The sequence below is a fragment of the Pectobacterium colocasium genome, assembly GCF_020181655.1.
GTDB lineage: Bacteria > Pseudomonadota > Gammaproteobacteria > Enterobacterales > Enterobacteriaceae > Pectobacterium > Pectobacterium colocasium.
The window spans coordinates 4,450,105-4,468,347 of the sequence record NZ_CP084032.1; the positions used below are offsets into that span (position 1 = coordinate 4,450,105).

The 18,243-nt window shown below is 53.4% G+C and carries 15 protein-coding genes; 6 read left to right on the plus strand and 9 right to left on the minus strand.

The genetic code is table 11. The annotated features are described in order from the left end of the window. The first annotated feature begins 212 nt into the window (after window positions 1-212). From LCF41_RS20140 to LCF41_RS20155, 4 genes are all read left to right on the plus strand, one after another. A complete protein-coding gene (locus LCF41_RS20140; protein ID WP_225086040.1) occupies window positions 213-1,001 on the plus strand; it encodes an IclR family transcriptional regulator in 789 nt (262 codons plus the stop codon). Between the two features lie 455 nt (window positions 1,002-1,456). Beyond that, window positions 1,457-2,413 (plus strand): 2-keto-3-deoxygluconate transporter, encoded by a 957-nt coding sequence (gene kdgT / locus LCF41_RS20145; protein ID WP_225086041.1) that lies wholly within the window; start codon window positions 1,457-1,459, stop codon window positions 2,411-2,413. A gap of 12 nt (window positions 2,414-2,425) precedes the next feature. Next, on the plus strand, window positions 2,426-3,262 hold the full coding sequence (gene kduI, locus LCF41_RS20150; RefSeq protein WP_225086042.1) for a 5-dehydro-4-deoxy-D-glucuronate isomerase: 837 nt from the start codon (window positions 2,426-2,428) through the stop codon (window positions 3,260-3,262). A 298-nt stretch (window positions 3,263-3,560) separates the two neighbouring features. Further along, complete coding sequence (locus tag LCF41_RS20155; RefSeq protein WP_225086043.1) at window positions 3,561-4,610, plus strand: asparaginase; 1,050 nt, start codon at window positions 3,561-3,563, stop codon at window positions 4,608-4,610. A 139-nt stretch (window positions 4,611-4,749) separates the two neighbouring features. Here LCF41_RS20155 and LCF41_RS20160 read toward each other — a convergent pair whose 3' ends face one another. The 8 genes from LCF41_RS20160 to bioH all read right to left on the minus strand — a co-directional run bounded on the left by LCF41_RS20160 (window position 4,750) and on the right by bioH (window position 14,448). Then, a complete protein-coding gene (locus tag LCF41_RS20160) occupies window positions 4,750-6,129 on the minus strand; it encodes an FtsX-like permease family protein (protein WP_225086044.1) in 1,380 nt (459 codons plus the stop codon). Then, on the minus strand, window positions 6,126-6,818 hold the full coding sequence (locus LCF41_RS20165) for an ABC transporter ATP-binding protein (protein WP_225086045.1): 693 nt from the start codon (window positions 6,816-6,818) through the stop codon (window positions 6,126-6,128). Before LCF41_RS20165 ends, LCF41_RS20160 begins: the two co-directional genes overlap by 4 nt. 8 nt (window positions 6,819-6,826) lie before the next feature. Further along, window positions 6,827-7,306: a hypothetical protein gene (locus tag LCF41_RS20170; RefSeq protein ID WP_225086046.1), complete on the minus strand. Its 480-nt coding sequence runs from the start codon at window positions 7,304-7,306 to the stop codon at window positions 6,827-6,829. 12 nt (window positions 7,307-7,318) lie between these two features. Continuing rightward, the gene (locus tag LCF41_RS20175; RefSeq protein ID WP_225086047.1) at window positions 7,319-9,064 is read right to left on the minus strand and encodes an alkaline phosphatase; all 1,746 of its coding nucleotides are present in this window, start codon (window positions 9,062-9,064) and stop codon (window positions 7,319-7,321) included. 79 nt (window positions 9,065-9,143) lie between these two features. Then, window positions 9,144-9,629: a type II toxin-antitoxin system YhaV family toxin gene (locus LCF41_RS20180; RefSeq protein WP_225086048.1), complete on the minus strand. Its 486-nt coding sequence runs from the start codon at window positions 9,627-9,629 to the stop codon at window positions 9,144-9,146. A gap of 5 nt (window positions 9,630-9,634) precedes the next feature. Next, window positions 9,635-9,979, minus strand: a complete 345-nt coding sequence (locus LCF41_RS20185) for a type II toxin-antitoxin system PrlF family antitoxin (RefSeq protein WP_225086049.1) — start codon at window positions 9,977-9,979, stop codon at window positions 9,635-9,637. Between the two features lie 198 nt (window positions 9,980-10,177). Next, complete coding sequence (gene acrD / locus LCF41_RS20190; protein WP_225086050.1) at window positions 10,178-13,303, minus strand: multidrug efflux RND transporter permease AcrD; 3,126 nt, start codon at window positions 13,301-13,303, stop codon at window positions 10,178-10,180. A gap of 377 nt (window positions 13,304-13,680) precedes the next feature. Further along, window positions 13,681-14,448 carry a pimeloyl-ACP methyl ester esterase BioH gene (bioH, locus tag LCF41_RS20195; protein ID WP_225086051.1) on the minus strand — a complete coding sequence of 256 codons (768 nt, stop codon included), beginning with the start codon at window positions 14,446-14,448 and terminating at the stop codon, window positions 13,681-13,683. 45 nt (window positions 14,449-14,493) lie between these two features. On the opposite strand from bioH, the gene gntX reads away from it, so the two are divergent. Beyond that, window positions 14,494-15,195, plus strand: coding sequence for a DNA utilization protein GntX (gene gntX, locus LCF41_RS20200; RefSeq protein ID WP_225086052.1), 702 nt, complete (start codon window positions 14,494-14,496; stop codon window positions 15,193-15,195). A 60-nt stretch (window positions 15,196-15,255) separates the two neighbouring features. Continuing rightward, window positions 15,256-15,831, plus strand: coding sequence for a Fe-S biogenesis protein NfuA (gene nfuA, locus LCF41_RS20205; RefSeq protein WP_015842023.1), 576 nt, complete (start codon window positions 15,256-15,258; stop codon window positions 15,829-15,831). A gap of 69 nt (window positions 15,832-15,900) precedes the next feature. On the opposite strand, the gene malQ is transcribed toward nfuA, so the two are convergent. Then, window positions 15,901-17,985 carry a 4-alpha-glucanotransferase gene (gene malQ / locus LCF41_RS20210; RefSeq protein ID WP_225086053.1) on the minus strand — a complete coding sequence of 695 codons (2,085 nt, stop codon included), beginning with the start codon at window positions 17,983-17,985 and terminating at the stop codon, window positions 15,901-15,903. Window positions 17,986-18,243 lie beyond the last annotated feature (258 nt).

Genomic DNA, 18,243 nt, shown 5'->3' on the forward strand with positions numbered 1-18,243 from the left:
CTATTATCCAGACCTTATTTCATAAGGTCTGGTATCTTTCTCTTTCCCGCCCAAATATCGCCATTTTGTTTCCCTAATAAAACTACGTTTTAATTATATTGAAATATTCAACCATTTCGAGATTGTTTTGTGATCTGTATCTAGGTAAATAAATTACCGTTGCGTTATTATTGTTCTATATAGGAAACCATAGTTTTATATATAGAAAAACCATGAATATATTCCAACAGCTCGAACACAGTAAAGCGCCAGCAGCCGTCCGTTTGGTGATGATTATTGACTACATCGCCAAACATGATGAAGCCAGCTTTACTGAGATTTGTACTGATTTGTCTATCCCCAAAAGCAGCGTGCACCATCTATTAGAGGTGCTGGTTGTCACGCAATTGCTGCGCCAACGCGCTGACGGGCGTTATGTTTTGGGATTAAGGCTATTCGAGCTGGGCGGTCTGGTAATAAAGAATATCGATCTGCGTAAAGACACCATTAACTTTATGCATGAGTTGGTCAAAGAGACGGAATTGACCTGCCATCTCGGTATTCTGGACGGCGATAACGGTTTCTTCCTGAGTAAAGTGGAATCGCCCAAGGCCATCGTAAAAACATCCTGGGAAGGGAAGAAAATCGTTTTCAATCGCATGTCTCTGGGAAAAGTATTATTAGCCTGGCTGCCACAGGAAAGAATTGATGCCCTGATTGCTGATTGTACTTTTGAATATTTAACCCCCCGAACCATTACCAAAAAAGAAGATTTCCTACAGCACCTGAAAACCGTCAAGGAACAAGGCTGGGCAATCGACGACGGCGAAGATATCGAAGAGATCTGCTGTATGGCCGCCCCGATTTTTAATCAAAACGGTGAGGTCATCGCCGCCATCGGCGTTAACGGTATGCAATCACAATATGCGAATGGAAAAAAAGAGAAGCATCTGGCAAGCCTGATTAAAACCAGCAAAGCGATTACCGCGCATATTAACAGTAGGAATATTGATATCAGATAATTTATTTCGCTCAAACAGACATATACCCTAAATAATTCGAGTTTCAGGAAGGCGGCAAGAGAAGGAATTCCGATGAGCTTACTCAGGTAAGTGATTCGGGTGACTGAACGCGGCCAACGCACATGCAACTTGAAGTATGACGGGTATAGTCAATTTTACTGAGTGACGTATTGAACGTCATTCAGTCATCGTCACGACATAAAAACCCGTAAGCGCGAATTATGCATTACGGAAAGGCCATCTATACCTGAAACATGGCCATACCATAAATATAAAAACAAAGAAGAGTATTCATTATCAATTTTATAATAAGGATCACCATCTTCACTATTTAATGGAATCGGGTAATAACCGCTTAGGTTTTATTTACCTCTATTTATTATTTTATATCAATCATCTTTCTGCTTTTACTGAAAGCGGGCTGAATATCTTTTTATTTTTAAATGAGGTCTGTTATGAAAATCAAACAAGCTATTGATAAAATCCCTGGGGGATTAATGCTGGTGCCGCTCTTTTTGGGCGCACTCTGTAATACCTTTACGCCAGGGGCGGGGAAATATTTAGGGTCTTTCAGCAACGGCCTGATTACTGGCACGATTCCTATTTTGGCGGTCTGGTTTTTCTGCATGGGCGCGTCCATTGAACTTAAAGCGACGGGAACGATGTTGAAAAAATCAGGCGTTCTGGTGATAACCAAACTCGCCACCGCCTGGGTGGTCGCGTTGATTGCAGGCACATTCTTGCCGGGAGACGGCATCCAAAACGGTATGCTGGCTGGAATTTCCGTACTGGCTCTGGTCGCGGCAATGGACATGACAAACGGCGGTTTGTACGCGGCATTGATGAACCAATACGGCTCGAAAGAAGAGGCAGGCGCGTTCGTGCTGATGTCTCTGGAATCCGGCCCGTTAATGACTATGGTTATTCTGGGAGCCAGCGGTATCGCGACCTTTGAACCTCAGCTCTTTGTCGGTGCCGTCCTGCCTTTCCTGATTGGTTTTATACTGGGTAATCTCGACCCGGATCTGAGAAAACTGTTCGGTAATTCCGTACAAACGCTGATTCCTTTCTTCGCCTTTGCGCTAGGCAATACGATTAATTTGGCCGTGATCCTCCAGACTGGCTTTGCAGGACTCTTCCTCGGCCTGCTGGTGATTGTCGTTACGGGTATTCCATTGATTATCGCCGATAAATTTATCGGCGGCGGTAATGGCACCGCAGGTGTAGCGGCATCCAGCAGCGCAGGCGCTGCCGTCGCCACTCCTCTGTTGATCGCGAATATGGCGCCGGAATTCGCTCCGGTCGCTCAACAGGCAACAGCGTTAGTCGCCACCAGTGTGATCGTGACATCAGTACTGGTGCCCATCCTTACGGCAGTATGGGCAAAACGCTTTTCACCTAAAACCGCATAAGAAGGTAGCAAAATGGACGTACGACAAAGTGTACACAGTGAACATGCGAAAACGCTTGATACCACTGAGCTGAGAAAGAAATTTCTCATTGAGCAGATATTTACGCCAAATCAGTACACCATGACTTACAGCCACATCGACCGTATTGTGGTGGGCGGTATCATGCCGATAGATGGCGAGATCACGTTTGATGATGGTATCGGCAAACAGTTTGGCGTGAACTATTTTCTTGAGCGGCGCGAACTGGGGCTTATCAACATCGGCGGCCCAGCCAACATTTTTATCGACGGCACGAGCTATCAGGTTGGTAATGAAGAAGCGCTCTATGTTGGAAAAGGTGCCAAAGCCTTAGCATTCAGCAGCCTGGACAAAGCCAATCCAGCCAAACTGTATTATAACAGCGCCCCGGCGCATGCCGTTTACCCGACACGCATCATTACGCAGGATGACGCGATCAAAGCCCCGCTGGGCGATGTGAAAACCTGCAACAAGCGGACGATTTGCAAATATCTGGTGCCGGAAGTGGTGGACACCTGCCAGCTGAGCATGGGATTAACGCGTCTGGCGGAAGGCAGCAACTGGAACTCCATGCCGACGCATACCCATGAACGCAGAATGGAAGTGTACTTCTATTTTGATATGGCGGAAGACACCATTATCTTCCACATGATGGGTGAACCGCATGAAACACGCCATCTGGTGATGCATAACGAGCAGGCGGTGATCTCCCCCAGTTGGTCGATTCACACTGGTGTCGGTACGAAAAACTATGCCTTTATCTGGGGTATGATCGGCGAAAACCTGACGTTTGACGATATGGATCATATCGCGATGTTGGATTTACGCTAATCCGCCAGCGGTTACCGCGATCGTAAAATACAGCAGGGTGAGCCTCGTTCACCCTGTTTTAATACCGCGTCAGTAGGACGTCTCATGACGTCATTCCGGGTTATCAACACCCGTCGCCCCTATCCCCCCTTCACTGCCGCAGCAGTCACCATTGCAGTGCAATTTAGCCGCCAACGCCCCACGCGGTGCACCAAAGCAAAGATTCTTCACCATTAATTAGCGGGCTAATAGATAAATACGCATTGGTATAGAAGTTGCTTTGTTCTTGTTTTCCCATACCAAAAACAAGGATCTGCCAATGCAACTTTCATTCATCGCCCGCACCATCACCGCCGCCTGTCTGATGCTGTCGTCTCATGCGCTATTGGCCGATGACGTCAAACCTGGCGTCACGATATACGCAACGGGGGGGACCATCGCCGGAAAAGCCGCATCCAACACGGATACGACAGGCTATCAGGCGGGCGCGATCGGCATTCAAGAACTGCTGAACGCCGTGCCGGCTATTGGCGATGTCGCGACGGTGACAGGCGAGCAAATCGCCAACACCGCCAGCGGCAATATCGACCAGGCCATTTTGTTGAAGCTATCCAAAGCGATTAACAAACAGTTAGGCGATGCCAATACCCATGGCGTCGTGATTACTCACGGCACCGACACGCTGGAAGAAACGGCATTCTTTTTGGATCTGACGGTAAAAAGCGAGAAACCGGTGGTTATCGTCGGTGCAATGCGCCCTGCCACCGCCATCAGCGCGGACGGCTCCATGAACCTGTTGGAAGCGGTCACGCTGGCGTCGAGCAAGAACGCGGAAAAACGCGGCGCGCTGGTGCTGCTGAACGATCGCATCGGCTCCGCCTTCTACACCACCAAAACCAATGCCACCTCGTTGGACACGTTCAAAGCCAATGAACAGGGCTATCTGGGGGCATTCTACGGCGGCGTTCCGCGCTTCTTTTACCAGCCAGCCGCCCCCGAAAACAAACCGTTCTTTGACGTAAGCAGTAAGGAGACGCTGGCGAAGGTCGACATTCTCTATGGCTATCAGGATCAAGACAGTGGTCTGCTGAATGCCGCGATTGAACAGGGTGCAAAAGGTATCATCATCGCCGGTAGCGGTAACGGCTCTACGCCAACGCGAATCAAAGAAGACATCAAGAAAGCGGTCGCTAAAGGCATCCCGGTAGTGATCAGCACACGCACTGGCAACGGCTATGTAACCGATAAGAAGAAAGATGGCGCTATCGGCAGCGGATTCTACAACCCGCAGAAAGCACGCATTCTGCTTTCGCTGGCGTTGTCTAACGGCGACGACATCGAGAAAATCCGCAGCTATTTCGAGCAGTAATCGCAGGGTTAGACGGTAATAATAAAGTATCCCGCAGTGTGAATCTGTCGGGATACCTTTTCAAAACAATGAATTATTTTCACGATGGATGTAGACGTGCGCCATCATTTCCGACGGCGCACATTGTTGTTCACAACACTTACTCGCCACGCAGCGCCGTTGCGGGTGATTGACGATAGGATAGCATCGCCGGAATCGTCAGGACGACAGCCGCAACCAGCAACAGGAGCAGGACGAAATGGATGTCTTCCCATTCCAACGTCACTGGCAGGACAAAGCCGCTTTTTTCGCTCATGATCACCGCAATCGCACGGGCAACCAGATAGCCCAGGCCAACGCCCAGCAGTACGCCGACGCTCACCAGCGACATCAGTCCGCTCCAAATCAGCGTGAAAATACCGTAGCGCGGCGCGCCAAACGCACGCAGTGCGCCGATCTGTTTCTGCCGCTGACGCAGGTGAATCACCGCCACCATCGCCACGGCGACGCCCACAAGTCCCTGTGTCCCCAGCGAGATGTAGGTCAGCAGTTCACGAATATCGCCCAGCATCGAGTAGAGCTTCACCAGCACTTCGCCAGGGAACACCGCCAGCGTCGTGTTGCTGCGATATAGCGAACGTAACTGATAGGCACCCGCGATCGTTTTCGGTTTAACCACAATAGCGGGTAACCCCGCCTGATGCGCATGGCCGTGAGCTTCTGCCTCGTCGTGCTCATCGGCGTGTGAAGCCGTTACCGGTTGAGCGGCCTCAGCATCGGCATGATGATCGTCACTTGCTGCATCTTCCGCAGGATGCGCATCATTATGGTGTTCATCGGCAGGCTGCTCGCCTTGCGCATGTGCAGTTTCCCCCTGCCCATGTTCGTCATGATCGTGGTGTGCATCGTCCGCATCGTGTGGTGGATGGATGCCATGTACCCGCCATACCGCGTTCACCGGCACCAGAATCGCTTTATCCCACGCGCTGCCGTCAGCAGGTAACACGCCGACCACGGTGTAGGTGACGTCATCGTGCGCATGCGCCCCTTCCGTCCCCACCTGACCATGAATCGGGCTGAACGTGCTCCCCACTCTCAGCCCCGTTTGCTCGCCGACTACGGCTTCAAAGTCATCGTTGAACACGCGTCCGGCGATGAGCTGCCGCTTACCGTTATCCGTAACCAGCGGTGGTGTAGTACCGACAATCGGCATTCCCTGATAGAAATCACCAAACGCGACCGGGGCCGCCCAGGCCACCAGCGGGTTCTTTTCCAGATCGGCCAGCACCTGCGCAGGAATCAGCGTCAGCGCGGACGGTTGCAAAAACACGGATGACAGCACCAGTTGGGTTTCACTCCCCGGCGCGCCGATCACCAAATCGAAACGGTCAGCGGCTTTGGCACTGCCCATGCGCAGCGCCCTTTCCTGCAAACTCACCGAAATACTTAACGCTGTCGCCATCGCGATCAGCAACACCACGACCAGCACACCCGGCCAGAGCCGACGCCAGTCGACCCAGATAAGACGCCAAGGAATCATGCGCGATCCTCCTGATACGGCGTGTCCGCCACGAGGCGTCCTTTTTCCAGTTGAATACAGCGCGACATCTGCGAAGCCAGACGCGCATCGTGCGTAATGGCAATAAGCGTGGCGCGACTATCGCGCGCTAGCGTCACCAGCAGATCGGCAATCTGCTCGCCGCTCTGCGCATCCAGACTGGCTGTTGGTTCATCAGCAACGATAATATCTGGCTTGCTGAGCAACGCTCTCGCCACGGCAACCCGTTGCTTCTCGCCGCGTGATAGCACTTCGATCGGGCGTTTCGCGGTATCCAGCCCCACCTGAGCCAGCAAATCCGCCGCCCGCTGTTTGAGCGACGCCGGTATCCGCCAGTGGTGAAACTGCGCGGGCAGTAAGACGTTTTCCAACGCATTCAGACCGGGGAACAGATGGAAATCCTGCATCACCAGCCCGATGTGTTGTGCCCGCCAGCGGTCGCGTTCCGCTTCGTTCATCTGCCAGATATCCTGCTTTTCCCACTGCACACAGCCCGTTCCGCTGTGATCCATCCCAGTGATGGCATTCACCAGCGTGGTCTTACCGGAACCAGAAGGCCCCATCACCGCGACCCGCTCGCCAGAACGAATAGACAGCGCGGGAATATCCAGCACCGCCTCGGACGTATCGGGGAAGGTCACACTCAGGTGTTGAATCAATAACTCCGCCATCAGCGCTCCTAAAGGGTATCGAACGTGGCTTCACGCAATCGCAACAGGCTGACAAAACCCGTTTCAGGATCGGTCCACGAACCGTGTTCCAGCACACCTTCCACCTCAATCATGGTGTTGTTCTGTACGAAGGTCTGACGTTTGGCGAGATAGACGACGACAATATCTTCAGGCCAGTCCGCATCAGACGAACAGAAGGGGCACAGCGCCATTGGCATTTTGGTTAAGACAAAGAATTGTGACTCCGCCTTGAGCGGCGGTGCCATAAAGCCGCGCATCTTGACCCGTTTACCGGAGAGTGCTTTGACGTCATTGGAGAATTCCAGACCCAGCACGCCGTAAGAGGCATACAGCTTATCGAAGGAAAGTTCAGACTGCGCGGCCTTCACCGGGGAAATACCACCGAGAAGGAGGAGCACCAGCACCGTGCGCAACCAAGAGAATAAAAGCGGGGTTGCCCCCGCTTTGCTGCATTTCGCATTATTCATAGCGTCGTAGGATTACTTTTTGTCCTGCGGTTTAACCGCAAGCGCGTCCACAATCACCCGGAACAGGTCGGTGTTTTCCATGTAACCACGGATACGCTCTGCGCCTGGGCCGCTCGCCTGAATCACCATATCGTCAACGGCATGAACGCCCGTGTCAGAAGAGCGTGGCAGAATCCCTTCGCGGAATACCGCACCTTCCACTTTCTCGTAGGCTTTGTTGGCAACGTATTCATCTTTTTCGTTCTTGATAGCAGGAACGAACTGGCCATCCAGCTTCGGACGGAACGTTTCGTAATAATCCGGAAAGTTGTTGAAGAACACGGCAAGACGTTTAGACACGTTCAGATCATCCGGGTAGCCGTCTTTGTTGGCATCCTGATAGTTTGGGTAGCCCGCTTCTTCATACACGCCGACTTTCTCACGCATCTCCGTGCCCGGCTTGTTGTCATCCACGGTACCGATGATAGACAGACCGTGAGTATGGTCACCCGTCACGATAATCATCGTATCCGGATTTTTCTCGGCGAATTTCTTGGCGATGGCAACAGACTGATCCAGCATGATGGTGTTAGTGAAAGCGCGTTCCCAATCCAGCGGGTGAGAGGCTTTGTCGATCAACGCCGATTCCACCATCAGGAAGAAGCCGTCTTTGTTTTTGGACAACACATCCAGCGCCGCCTGCGTCATGTCCGTCAGGTCAGGCTGGTTAGGGAATTTCTTGGCGACATCGTTTTTCAGGAAACGACGATCCATCACACCATCCAGATTGCCGGTATGGAACAGCCCCAGCAGCTTGGTGGCCTGCGCCGCGTTTTTCTTCAGAGAATCCGCATCGGTCACCAATGAGTAGCCCGCCTGCTGGAACTTCTCAACGTAGTTGGTTTCGTCTTTACGTTTAGAGCCCGGCGTGCTTTTCGGCAGGAAGTAGGCAGAACCGCCGCCCAGCATGACGGTAGGCTGCACGTTGTAGAACATCTCAACGATTTCCGCTTTATCTGCACGACGACGAGTGTGAGAGACGACTGCCGCTGGCGTAGCATCCTGAAGTTCAGCATCGCTGACGACGCCGACAGACATCTTGGTAGAACGGGTTAACAGCTCACCCAGCGTTTCCTGCTTTGGGTGCTCCAATGAGTTTTTGCTACGGCTGACGTACACACCCAGCGCGTTCACACCGGATTTGTGACCGGTCATGTAGGCACTCATGGTGTTGGCGCTGTCGGCCGCGATAGAGTCAGTACTGGATGTGCCGGCAAACGCCATATATTGCAGGTCATCAATCGCCAGACGACCGTCTGCCTTCCCTTCCGTCACTCCTTTGGACAAGATGCGCGCACCGGTGCGGTGTGCAACGGACAGGCCATCGCCGATGAACAGAATCACGTTTTTGGCTTTACGCGTACCGGACGCTTGATAAACCTCCCAGTTCACCTGCGTCTTTTTGCCCTTGGCTTCGGCCTCTACCACATACTTACCTGCTTCCGGTAAGTTCACATCACGCAGCCAGATCGTGGAAGCATTGCCGCCGTCTTCACGCTCAACAAACGACGCCGTTTTGCCCAGCACCTGCTGGTAATCTTTGCCGTTGATCAGAATGCGGATATCTTCCGGCTTGAGCACTTCATCAAACTCGACTTTAAAATCGAATTTTCCGCCTGCCAGCATCGTGGCGCGGTCAATGGGATAAATAGCCTGAGCCTGCACCATCCCCGGTAAAGCAGCAGAAATCAGTAAAGGCAGTAACCAGCGAGCTTTCATTGTTATGTCCTTGGTTGCGTAATTTAGCAGTAAATAACGTAGTTACCTTTTTTTACAGTTTGATGAATTTCCTTAAAAATTATGGCCGCACGAGCATTTGCGTAAGCATGGTCTCCTTATAGGATTCAGCAAGCAATTGCTTCCAATCTCCCGGAGGATTCCCGCTTGCTAGCATGCCGCTAAAAACTTTATAAGCATCATGCTGATCGCCATATGCTCGTTTAGTGTCTGAATCATTGACCCAGGCAAGGATGATAGTTTTATGTTTCTCGCTATAGCGAAAAAATAACCGATACTGACCCAGAAATTTTGCCCTGAACCAATGTTTGTTGCCTTCGCCTAACGTATCGCCTTGTCTAAACTTCGTCTGGGACGGATCGCCACAAATCTCAGTACGGATGACTTTGACTATTGCAGCCAATAGCTTAGTTGCCTGCTTTTTCTGATAAGATTCTGGGTGTTTTTTTCTCAATTGTTCAACTTCAACAATAAGAGACTCAAACTGCACATCAAAACAAGGATGCGTAAATAGCTGCCACCCATTTATTACTCGCTTATCAACCATTTTGCTCACTCGTCGTCAGTAAGCGGTGCATCCAGATCAATATCCATCCCTGCGGTTAACACACTGGCACGTGACATAAGCGATTGATCAAATGGCTTAATATTTTCTGGATGATGTTGCATATCTTCAGCCAAAAAATGCAGAAAACGATGAATAACGGGATCGTCATCTACAGCCTCTTCACGCCGACTGATCAGCACCTGCCCACCCGGTAGCACGCTATAATGAATGTACTCCCCAGGTTGCAGGTTCATGGCATCACGCACAGACGATGGAATCGTTGTCTGACTACGCGCCGTTAAGCGGCTATCGGCGCGCAACAATACATCCGCTGATTTTAAATTAAACATTTTTTAACCCTCAGTATCGCGTGACTGAACTCGTGTTAAGTATTAAATGTTATCGGTTAAAACAACCGAATCATGGCGAATAACACCAGGTTAGCGTATTCACTCTCTATGTTGGAATGCCGTAATTACGCGATACACAATCAGTGTAATGCACTTGCATTACTAGAGCAATGCAAATGCATTATATTTTTATTGGGTTTATTCCACTGATTTCGACACCTTCTCCTTTAACGGAAAACGACGTCGCACGACGACAAAGAACAGCGGCACGAAGAAAATCGCGAGGAAAGTCGCAGCAAGCATACCGCCGATCACCCCCGTACCCACCGCATGCTGGCTGGCCGAACCCGCGCCGCTGCTGGTCGCCATCGGCAGAACACCGAAAATAAATGCCAGCGATGTCATCAATATCGGCCGCAGTCTCTGGCGGGAGGCTTCCAGCGTAGCCTCAACCAGATCCTTCCCTTTCTGGTTCATTTCGTTGGCGAATTCCACTATCAAGATGGCGTTCTTCGCCGATAGCCCGACTACCGTCAGTAGCCCAACCTGAAAATAGACATCGTTTTCCAGACCGCGTGCCCAGGTTGCCACCAGCGCCCCCAGCACGCCCATCGGCACCACCAGCATGACGGAAAACGGCACAGTCCAGCTTTCATACAGCGCGGCCAGACACAGAAACACCACCAGCAGAGAAATCGCATACAGCGCCGGCGCCTGCGCCCCGCTCAGCCGCTCCTGCAACGACATGCCCGTCCACTCTAAGCCAAAGCCTTCCGGCAGCTTCGCCACCAGCGATTCCATGACATTCATCGCTGTACCGGTACTGACGCCCGGCATCGCTTCACCGACAATCTCCAGCGAGGAATAACCGTTGTAACGCTCAAGGCGCGGCGAGCCGGTTTCCCAGACGGTTTGCGCAAAGGCGCTGAACGGCACCATGCCGCCACGGTTGTTACGCACATACCATTTGCTGATGTCGTCCGGCAGCATACGGAACTTCGCCGCCGCCTGAACGTAAACTTTCTTCACCCTGCCACGGTCAAGGAAGTCATTCACATAGGTCGATCCCCAGCCCGTTTTCAGCGTGCTGTTAATGTCATCCACCGACACGCCCAGCGCCTGCGCTTTGCGCTGATCGATATGAATCCGCAGCTGCGAGCTGTCGTCCAGACCATTGTGACGCACGCGCGTCAGCTCGGGGTTACTGTCAGCCATGTTCAGCAGTTGATCCCGCGCCGCCATCAGCGCGTCGTGCCCTAGCCCACCGCGATCCTGTAAGCGCATGGCGAAACCGGCGGCACTCCCCAGTCCGTTAATTGACGGCGGGCTGCTGGCGAACACGCGCGCTTCCTGAATATGACGAAAGGCTTTAGTCGCGCGTTCGATCACGGCAAACGAGCTGCTCTCCGGCGTGGTGCGTTCATTCCAGTCTTTAAGGCGCACAAACAGCCGCGCCACGTTTTGCCCGTTTCCACCCGGCCCCGAACCAATGGTGGAAAACACAGACGTCACCGTGTCTTTTTCCTGCGTGAGATAGTACTGCTCGATCTTGTGAACCACCTGTAAGGTCTGCTGCTGCGTCGCCCCTGGCGGTAGCTGCACTTGTGTCGTGAACACGCCCCGATCTTCCTGCGGCAAAAACGAGGTCGGCAGTCGGAAGAACAGGAAAGCCATAACCCCGATGATGCCCATATACAGCAGCAGCCAGCGTCCGCTGGTAATCAATATCTTGCCGACGCCGCGCTCATACTTCAGCGACGTGCGGGTAAAGCTCCGGTTAAACCAGCCGAAGAACCCTTTGCGGCCATGATGCTGCCCCTTGGCAAGCGGCTTGAGCAGCGTCGCGCACAGCGCAGGCGTCAGAATCATCGCCACCAGCACCGACAGAATCATTGACGTCACAATCGTGATGGAGAACTGGCGGTAAATCGCCCCCGTAGTGCCGCCAAAGAAGGCCATTGGCACAAACACAGCCGACAGCACCAGCGCAATCCCGACCAGCGCGCCCTGCACCTGCCCCATTGATTTTCGTGTCGCTTCCCGTGGTGAGAGCCCCTCTTCGCTCATCACCCGTTCGACGTTCTCCACCACCACAATGGCATCATCGACCAGCAGACCAATCGCCAGCACCATCGCGAACATCGTCAGGGTGTTCAGGCTGAACCCACAGACGTACAGCACGGCAAACGTACCGAGCAACACCACCGGCACCGCAATCGTGGGAATCAGCGTGGCACGAAAATTCTGCAAGAACAGGTACATCACCAGAAAAACCAACAGCACCGCTTCAAACAGGGTTTTCACCACATCGGTGATAGAGGCTTTAACAAAAGGGGAGGTTTCAAAAGCGATTTTGGCTTCCAGCCCGTGCGGAAAATAGTGTGATAGTTCCTCGATACGCTCCCTGACACGCTTATCTGTTTCCAGCTCATTCGCGCCAGACGCCAGCGTCACTCCCAAACCAGAAGCGGACTGACCGTTGAAACGACTGAGAAAATCGTAGCGTTCAGCACCCAACTCGACTTCTGCAACGTTAGCTAACGTCACGGCGGAGCCATCCTGATTGACGCGCAGCGTGATATCACGGAACTGCTGTGGCGTCTGTAGCAGGGATTGTGCATTGATAGTCGCGTTCAGCGCCTGATTGTCCACCGACGGTACGCCACCGACTTGCCCGACCGAAACCTGACTGTTCTGCGATTCGATGGCGCGTACCACGTCGCTGGTGGTCAGCGCATAGTCCATCAGTTTGGCCGGATCCAGCCAGATGCGCATCGCATATTGCGATCCATACGCAGAAACTTCACCCACTCCGCTGATACGGCTAATCGGTTCCTGAATATTCGTCGCAACATAATCAGCGATATCCTGCTTGTCCATACTGCCATCGGTAGACACAAACGCGACCATCAGGATATTGGTATCGCCCGTTTTGCTCACGGTGACACCCTGCTGCTGGACTTCCTGTGGCAACTTGCGAATAGCGGATTGAAGCTGGTTTTGCACCTGCTGGCGAGCTTCATCAGGATCGGTACCCGCCTCGAAGGTCAGCATAACGCGCGCTTGCCCGGTATTGCTGCTGTCTGAGGCCATGTACATCAGGTTATCCAGCCCGGTCATACTCTGCTCAATAACCTGCGTAACGGTATTTTCCAGCGTTTGCGCCGATGCACCGGGATAGCTCGCCGTAATCCGCACGCTGGGCGGAGCCAGATCGGGATACTGTTCCAGCGGTAATGACTTGATGGCTAACATACCGCACAGGCTGAGAAGGATAGCCAGCACCCACGCAAAAATAGGACGGTCGACAAAAAAATTCGCCATCGCTTCTATACTCCTCAGCCATATTTTAATGTGGCTGCTTTATGAGCAGCCTACTTATGATCGTTCAGAACAGGATCCACTAACCCAGAGAAAATCCTGCGTACAAGGTAATGCGGGTCACTTCAGCATGAATTTACTCGCCCAGTTCCTGTGCTCGCCCTGACGGGCTGCCACAAGTGGCATTTAAAATGCGTTGGCATTTTATAAGGGGAAACACGATGATGAGGTTCCCGTAGAGATGCCTCACACCGTGGTAGTCCCCCGGTATCTCGATCTTGAAACGACCGACATGATGTATACAGGGTGCCGAATTAACTTAACTGCCGACATCGGCTAAATCGTGGAGAAATTGAGGAGAAAATGTAAATTATCGTCGTCTAGGCCTGAGCGAACGCGATCACCTGCTCGGTAAAGGCATCGGGATGCGAGATAAACGGCGCATGCGCGGCCTTTGGCATCACCGCCGACGTCGAATTCGCCCACTGCTCATCCAGCAATCCAGCGACTTTGCGCGGCACCAGCCCGTCTAGCGCACCATAAAGCCGCAGGAACGGCACGGCCAAGTCGGCTAACGGCTGACGTAAATCCGCTTCACGCAATATGGCCAACCCACCGTTTAATACCTCGACGGACGGCATTGGCTGTTCCAGCACCACGCTTTTTAATAGTCGGGCATCCTGCCGTGCGCTCTCCGTTCCCAGCGTTTGCAGCGCCAAAAACCGCTCGACCGTACGCTGGAAATCTTCACTGAGCTGCTGCTGAAACCCCTGCAAGACGTCCGGCTTGATACCCGGCCAGCCGTCCTGTGCGCTGAAACAGGGCGACGATGCCACGGTAATCAGCTTTTCCACGCGCTCAGGCGCGCGCCACGCAATCTGGCTGGCAACCAATCCGCCCAGCGACCAGCCTAGCCAGACGGCACGTTCCGGTGCCTGCGCTAATACCTTCGCCGCCATGTCACTCAGCGACATCGGTCCAAACCCCTGACTCCTGCCATAACCCGGCAGATCGACCCTATGCAGACGAAAATGCGGGGCGAGTCGCGCAATAATGCTTTGCCATACCTGCGCATTCAATCCCCACCCGTGCAGCAACACAAGATCCGTGTTTCCTGCACCTTCGGTCTGCCAATACAACGCTGCCATCCGTTATCTTCCTTACTCAGGGAAAAACATTTTTAGGGAAAAAATATGTTAACCATCACCGCCCGCTGCTGGCTATGTTTATTACCGCTTCATCGTAGTCGGCAAGGCATTTGCTCGTACTGCCAGCGCCATTTGCCGCGTCTGCCCGCCTGCTGCCCACGTTGTGGCTTGCCCTCCGGCGACACAGCGCGTCAGTGCGGGCGCTGCCTGCAAAATCCACCGCCCTGGCAATCGCTCACCTTTATCAGCGACTATGTACCGCCGTTTAACACGCTGCTGAAACAGTTTAAGTTCCACGGTAAAACCGAGCTGGCAGCCGTGCTCGCCCGGCAACTCTTACTGCGCTGGCAAATGACCTACCGCGAGCGGAAACTCACCGGACAAGCTCCCCTGTTCCGCCCTGACCGTCTGTTCACCGTTCCTCTGCACCGAAACCGTCAGTGGCATCGCGGCTTCAACCAGACCGCGTTGCTCGCCCGTCCTCTCGCCCGCTGGCTGAACTGTGCTTATGACTCCCGCGAATTGCAGCGCACTCGGCGCACATCGCTACAGCAAACGCTCAGCGCCAGCGCGCGGCGGCGGAACCTGCGGGGCGCATTCTCGTGTGATATTTCGCTGTCCGGGCAACAGGTGGTGTTACTGGATGATGTGGTCACGACGGGCAGTACCGCCGCGGAAATCAGCAGGCTGCTGCTGGCTCAAGGTGCGGCGGGCGTTCAGGTCTGGTGTGTGTGCCGCACCTTGTAGTTGGGGGGAGGATGGGCGTATTATAACCGACAAGGGCAGTCAACTATTGAGCTTACTATTATGATCCGTATTACCGATGCTGCTCAGGAGCATTTCCTGAAACTGTTGGCAAAACAGGAAGAAGGCACACAGATTCGCGTATTTGTTATCAATCCAGGTACGCCAAACGCCGAGTGCGGCGTCTCGTATTGCCCGCCGGATGCCGTAGAAGCCAGCGATACCGTACTGAAGTTTGAAAAGATTTCTGCCTACGTAGACGAACTCAGCGCACCTTATCTTGAAGACGCTGAAATCGACTTCGTGACTGACCAGTTAGGTTCTCAGCTCACGCTGAAAGCGCCAAACGCCAAAATGCGTAAAGTGGACGACAGCGCCCCGCTGATGGAACGCGTCGAGTATGTGCTGCAATCGCAAATCAACCCACAGCTGGCTGGCCACGGCGGCCGCGTAACGCTGATGGAAATTACCGATGACGGCATGGCGATTCTGCAATTTGGCGGCGGCTGTAACGGCTGTTCTATGGTCGATTACACGCTGAAAGAAGGGATCGAGAAAGAGCTGCTGGAAAAATTCCCTGAGCTGAAAGGCGTGAGAGATCTCACCGAACACCAGCGCGGTGAACACTCCTACTACTAATCCTCTCTCCGGCTGATTTATCCTTCGGCATCCTCCCCGATTCAGGGGAGGATGCGTATTCATTCTGCTTTAGGCTTTCTGCGTTTTCATCGGCGCGCCACGACGCAAATCCATATCCCGAACCAGCCGTTCAAGGCAACGGTCAGCGAAGATCGACTCTAGCGGGCGCGTGAGCTTGCGTCGCCAGTTGGGGTATTCACGATTGGTGCCCGGCACATTGACCGGTGTCGCCATATCCAGCCAGTCTTCCAGTTGGAACCCGACCAGTGCGCTTGCGCTATCGGCGACATACCGATGAACACCGCGACTCAGCGGCGCGCCCATCGTCGTCAGCGCCGAGTTACGCCCCACCCGCTGCGGCAATAGCCCGAATTCGTGCAACGCGTTGAGCAGCCCCTGTTTCGCCTTCTCACGCTGCTGCATTTGTTCTTGCAGTAACGCTTCCGTCGGGTACAGCCCCAACTCCCGCCCCAGCGATAAATCCACCGTTTGCCAGTAGCCGCGTAGCGTCGGGAGATCGTGCGTCGTAATGGTTGTCATCGCCTGACGCGGGTAGTCTTCCGGTGCGCGGAAGTGATTCTCCTCGTCCTTTTCAAAGAACAGCACCTTGTAAGAATAGATACCGTAGTCATGCAGTTTGCTGATAATTTCCGGCGGCACCGTGCCTAAATCCTCACCGATAATCAGGCAGCGATGACGTTGACTTTCCAGCGCCAGCACCGCCAGCAAATCGTCGACCGGGTAATGCACATAAGCACCGCTACCCGCCGACGCCGCCTTGGGTATCCACCACAGGCGCAAGAGCGCCATCACGTGATCAAGTCGCAACGCACCACAGTGCGCCATGTTACTGCGCAGGACATCGATAAACGGTTGATAGCCGCGAAGCTGCATCATCGTCGGGTTCATCGGCGCGAGCTGCCAGTCTTGTCCCTGTGGTCCAAGCGGGTCCGGCGGTGCGCCAATAGAGGCATCGAGGCAATAGAGCTGCCGTTCATCCCAGGTTTCCGCGCCGCCCTGTGCAACCCCAACGGCTAAATCGCGATACAGGCCGAGCGGCAGGCCAAGCTGTTTACTGTGCGCATAGCACTCCGCGAGTTGCTCATGCGCGACCCATTGCAGCCAGCTGTAGAAGGTAATCTCATCGCTATTTTCACGGCGGAATGACTTCACGGTTTCACTGTGCACGTCATGGTAACTGGCAGGCCATTGGTGCCAGTCCGCGTAGTTCTCACCCTGCTTTTTCAGGTAGGCCTGCAACGCATCAAACGTCGCCTGAAGTTGCAGGCTCTGCCCGCCGCTGACAACAAACTGGCGAAAAGCACTAATGCGCGGGTCCAGCGCGCTGCGGGTGGTAAAGTAGCGGAACGCCAGCCGTAAGGCGGTCAGTTTAAGCGACGTCACCGGTTCATAATCGACCCAGCGCCCTGCCCGTAACGCGGCAACCGCGCTTTGTGTATCCTCACGGTGCCACCATGCCTGCGCTTCCTCGCTCTGCTGAAAATCATCAATGCGATTCACATCGATATAAATAATATTCAGCCAGTGTCGGGAAGAAGGACTGTAAGGGCTTGCGGCTTCTGGCTGTGCGGGATACAGCGAATGCAGCGGGTTCAGCCCCACAAAGGCACCGCCGCGTCGGGCAATCTGCTCCACCAGTTGGCGCAGGTCGCCAAAGTCCCCGACGCCCCAGTTGTTCTGCGAGCGCAGGGTATAAAGCTGGACGGTAACGCCCCACCAGCGTTTTCCCTGCTGTAAGGCTTCTGGCTCATAGCAGCGGTGCGGCGCGACAATAATTCGGCAGCTCCAGCGCTGGTCGGCCTGCGTCAGCGTCAGGTAGTGATAACCCAGCGGCAACACGCCCGGCAACGCCAGCGTTGAACCTCCCGTTATCTGTCCTTGAATTTGACCGCCGTTTTCATACATCAGCGTCCAGAGGAATTCACCGTGACCAGCAAGCTCGATGATCGCATCCCGGTCCTGCAAAAAGACACGAACAGGCGGCAAGGGCGCATTGCCGCTGTCAGAAACGTCCATCATTGCCTGAATCTGGTTTCTGATTGCGGCCGCAACAATGTGCTCTTTGCCATAGGCATCGGTATAGCTTTCCGCGATGCCTGTCTGCTGGCTTGCCAGTTTATCCACCTTGAACACCCTCTCCTTTTCCTAACGATGCGCTTGCCAAAAAACGCGATTGTCACTACATTAGCTGAACTACCATGATGCCTAAAATAAAAATTGGTGGGACTATATCTAGATGTTACTCGTCCCGCAAACAACGATATGTCGCAAAAAATAAAGTAAGCACGCAGCTAGCTTCATTGAAACTCCAGACAAGGATAGCCTGTGTTGCACATACTAAAATCATTCTCTAATGGAAGCATGATTTTATTGCTGACATAAAAAAGTAGT

What these genes read in the sequence shown, in the direction of transcription:
- LCF41_RS20140 (WP_225086040.1), top strand. Translation starts at nt 213, where the DNA reads ATGAATATATTCCAACAGCTCGAACACAGTAAAGCGCCAGCAGCCGTC.
- kdgT (WP_225086041.1), top strand. Translation starts at nt 1,457, where the DNA reads ATGAAAATCAAACAAGCTATTGATAAAATCCCTGGGGGATTAATGCTG.
- kduI (WP_225086042.1), top strand. Translation starts at nt 2,426, where the DNA reads ATGGACGTACGACAAAGTGTACACAGTGAACATGCGAAAACGCTTGAT.
- LCF41_RS20155 (WP_225086043.1), top strand. Translation starts at nt 3,561, where the DNA reads ATGCAACTTTCATTCATCGCCCGCACCATCACCGCCGCCTGTCTGATG.
- LCF41_RS20160 (WP_225086044.1), bottom strand. Translation starts at nt 6,129, where the DNA reads ATGATTCCTTGGCGTCTTATCTGGGTCGACTGGCGTCGGCTCTGGCCG.
- LCF41_RS20165 (WP_225086045.1), bottom strand. Translation starts at nt 6,818, where the DNA reads ATGGCGGAGTTATTGATTCAACACCTGAGTGTGACCTTCCCCGATACG.
- LCF41_RS20170 (WP_225086046.1), bottom strand. Translation starts at nt 7,306, where the DNA reads ATGAATAATGCGAAATGCAGCAAAGCGGGGGCAACCCCGCTTTTATTC.
- LCF41_RS20175 (WP_225086047.1), bottom strand. Translation starts at nt 9,064, where the DNA reads ATGAAAGCTCGCTGGTTACTGCCTTTACTGATTTCTGCTGCTTTACCG.
- LCF41_RS20180 (WP_225086048.1), bottom strand. Translation starts at nt 9,629, where the DNA reads ATGGTTGATAAGCGAGTAATAAATGGGTGGCAGCTATTTACGCATCCT.
- LCF41_RS20185 (WP_225086049.1), bottom strand. Translation starts at nt 9,979, where the DNA reads ATGTTTAATTTAAAATCAGCGGATGTATTGTTGCGCGCCGATAGCCGC.
- acrD (WP_225086050.1), bottom strand. Translation starts at nt 13,303, where the DNA reads ATGGCGAATTTTTTTGTCGACCGTCCTATTTTTGCGTGGGTGCTGGCT.
- bioH (WP_225086051.1), bottom strand. Translation starts at nt 14,448, where the DNA reads ATGGCAGCGTTGTATTGGCAGACCGAAGGTGCAGGAAACACGGATCTT.
- gntX (WP_225086052.1), top strand. Translation starts at nt 14,494, where the DNA reads ATGTTAACCATCACCGCCCGCTGCTGGCTATGTTTATTACCGCTTCAT.
- nfuA (WP_015842023.1), top strand. Translation starts at nt 15,256, where the DNA reads ATGATCCGTATTACCGATGCTGCTCAGGAGCATTTCCTGAAACTGTTG.